Annotated in this window: 4 protein-coding genes and 1 pseudogene; 2 read left to right on the top strand and 3 right to left on the bottom strand. The window is 71.0% G+C overall.

The genetic code is table 11. The annotated features are described in order from the left end of the window. Positions 1-318: pseudogene (locus HC022_RS23320) on the top strand (amino acid ABC transporter substrate-binding protein); the annotation flags it as partial. After that, positions 315-860, top strand: a complete 546-nt coding sequence (locus HC022_RS23315; protein ID WP_167453994.1) for a PQQ-dependent catabolism-associated CXXCW motif protein — start codon at positions 315-317, stop codon at positions 858-860. The pseudogene HC022_RS23320 and the gene HC022_RS23315, both read left to right, overlap by 4 nt. Before the next feature lie 164 nt (positions 861-1,024). On the opposite strand, the gene HC022_RS23310 is transcribed toward HC022_RS23315, so the two are convergent. The 3 genes from HC022_RS23310 to HC022_RS23300 all read right to left on the bottom strand — a co-directional run. Next, positions 1,025-1,822 carry a quinoprotein dehydrogenase-associated SoxYZ-like carrier gene (locus HC022_RS23310; protein ID WP_167453993.1) on the bottom strand — a complete coding sequence of 266 codons (798 nt, stop codon included), beginning with the start codon at positions 1,820-1,822 and terminating at the stop codon, positions 1,025-1,027. Then, entirely contained in the window at positions 1,819-2,697 is an 879-nt protein-coding gene (locus HC022_RS23305) for a YncE family protein (protein ID WP_167453992.1), read from the bottom strand. Before HC022_RS23305 ends, HC022_RS23310 begins: the two co-directional genes overlap by 4 nt. After that, the coding region (locus HC022_RS23300) for an ANTAR domain-containing protein (protein ID WP_167453995.1) at positions 2,694-2,773 on the bottom strand (80 nt) is incomplete at its 5' end. The genes HC022_RS23305 and HC022_RS23300, both read right to left, overlap by 4 nt.

The raw sequence follows: 2,773 nt of genomic DNA, 5'->3' as shown, positions 1-2,773 counted from the left end.
GAGAACCCCGCCGCCGACATGCTGAACGACCTCGCCGCGGGCGAGATCGACGCCGCCGTGCTCTGGGGCCCGATCGGAGGCCCGCTGGTCAAGCGCGACCACCCGGATCTCGCGGTGATCCCGCTGTTGCACGAGACCGCCTTCCCCAAGCTTTTCTACCGCATCACCATGGGGGTGCGGCAGGGCGAGAAGGTCTGGCAGCGCAAGCTCAACTCGCTGATCCGCCGGCATCAGGACGAGATCGATCACCTGCTTGCGGATGCCGGCGTGCCGCTGGTGCGCGACATGGGCGACGGGATGCTGGAGGTCGGCCAATGAGGCGCGGGGCGGCGGTGCTGTTCGCGCTGCTGCCGGTCCTCGCTCCCCTTGCCGCCGCGGCGCAGGCGCCCGAGCCCGACGGCTACCGCATGGAGGAGTACCGCGCCCCGGTCCCCGCCACCCTGGCGGGTGCCACCGTGGTCGGCCCCGAGGAGGCGCATGCGCTCTGGCAGGCGGGCGAGACCGCCTTCATCGACGTGCTGCCACAGGCACCGCGCCCGCCGAACCTGCCCGAGAGCACGATCTGGCGCGACAAGCCCCGCGAGTCCATCCCCGGCGCGACCTGGCTTCCCAACGTGGGCTACGGCGCCATCGCCGAGGTGACCGAGACATACTTTCGCGACGGCCTCGCCGCCGCCACCGACGGCGACCTCGCACACCCGGTGCTGTTCTTTTGCCTCGAAGACTGCTGGATGAGCTGGAACGCCGCCAAACGCGCGCTCGGCTTCGGCTACGAGACGGTCTACTGGCTCCCCGAAGGCACCGACGGCTGGACCCTCTGGGACTACCCGACCGAACGGCTGACCCCTCGTCCGGATTGACCCTCACTGCCTGCCTGGCGCCGCTGAAATGCCATATGGCGCGAAATCGACGGCCACCCCGGGATCCGGCCCCGTCCTTCATCTTGCCAGCTAAACTCCGGGGGTGAGGCGCAAAGCGCCGAGGGGGCAGCGCCCCCGTCTTCCCTGACCTCCCTTCGAAAAGCTCAGTACCCCGCGAGGTCCTTCTCCGCGGTCGTGACGGTCCCCGAGGTGTCGGTCATCGTCACCCCGACGCGCCGGGTGGCGCCGGGGACCGAGAGGCTGATCTGCGGGTTTTCCGAGAGCGAGATGCTGCCGGTCATCTCGACATAGCCGCCGCCGTCGGTGGCGATGTCCAGGGTCTCGACGTAGCGCATGGGAATGAAGAGCAGGGTGATCTGGTCCATCTGCATGCCCGAATGCGACGGGTGCGAGATGTCGACGTCGAGCCGCCGCGGGCCCTGCGTCAGGCCGGCCAGCCGGTCGCGCAGGTCCTCGTCCTGCGTGACCGAGAGCACCATGTCTCCGAGCGTCGCCAGCGCGTCCTCCGGGTCGCTTCCGGGGGGCGCGGCGCAGGCGCCCTGGCCCGAGGTCTTCACGTAGGCCTCGGTGACGAAAAGCCGCCCGTCGGTGGTCTCGGCGATCACGTGCACCGGGGTCGGGCCGTTGATGCGGAAGGTGGTCTCGAAGAAGAACCGCGGCTGCGGCTGCCTCAGCGCGAAAACGGCGGAGACCGGCATCGGGTTCTCGTCGATCACCACCGAAACGGCGGCGATCGCGGCGCCGTCGGGCGCCGCCACCTGCGCCGCGATGTCGGTGCGCGAGTCATTGGCAGTGCGGTAGGGCGTGTCGAGCGCGATCACCCCGTCGCCGGGGAGCATCGGGCGGGCGCCGTAGAGCTGGTCTCGGATCGAGTCCCAGGCCTCGCCGGCCGAGGCGGTTCCGGCGGCAAGGCCGAGCAGCAGCGCGAGCGACATCTTCATGGCAGGACTCCAGGCGGGTTTCCGGGCAGGATGAACGCGCCGAAGGCGCGGGGGCCGTCGCAAGTCTCGTAGGTGGCGGTGACCTCGAGCGTGCGGGCGTCGATCAGGCTGAGGCTGTTGTCGAACCAGTTGGCAACGGCCACATGCCCGTCGCCGGTTGCGGCGATGCCCTCGGGGTACTCGCCCACGTCGATGGTCGCCAGCGCGCTGAGGTCGCCCAAGTCGAACACCGTCACGGTGCTGGCGTACTGGTTGGTGACGAAGGCCCGGCCGGCAGCGAACCCGACGCCGTAGGGGCGATCGCCCACCGGCAGGGTGGCAAGCACCTCGCCCGAGGGCGCGTCGAGCACCGTGACGTCGTTGCTGCCGACGTTGCCCACGAAGAGCCGCCCGTCGGGGGCGAAGCCGAGGCCGAAGGGGCGGGTGCCGACGCCCACCACCCGGGCGACTGTGAGCGTTTCGGTGTCGTAGATCCGCGCCGCGTCGGCGTCGCGCTCGGCCGCGGCGAGCCACGCGCCGTCGGGCGACACGGCCAGCCCGGCGGGGGCGGCATCGGAGGGCAGGGTGGCCAGCGTCTCGAGCGTCTCGGACGAGAGCACCCAGAGCCGGGCGTTGTACCAGTCCGAGACGAAGATCCGGCCCCGGGCCGGCTCGACGGCGACGCCGATCGGGCCGCCGTCGAGCCGGGTCTCGGCCAGCACTTCGCCCGCGGCCGAATAGCGGCGCACCTGCTTGCTGTCCGGCGACACGACGAAGACATCGCCGGCCGGGTCCACCGCCACGCCTGCGGGCTTTCCGGGAACGCTCCAGCGGGCGCGCTCCTCGCCGGTGACAAGGTCGAGGACGCTCAGCGCGTCGCCGTTCTGGCAGGTCACGCGACCTCGGCCACCCGGCGGCCTTGGTCCATGGCGGTCTTGCGCAGAAGCGCGTAGGCCTCGTCTTCGTTGATGC

Origin of the sequence: Salipiger sp. HF18, from assembly GCF_011806505.1 — a bacterium.
Classification (GTDB): domain Bacteria; phylum Pseudomonadota; class Alphaproteobacteria; order Rhodobacterales; family Rhodobacteraceae; genus Salipiger; species Salipiger thiooxidans.
Note: the sequence above shows the minus strand (reverse complement) of the source record. Positions and strands in the feature narration are given on the sequence as shown.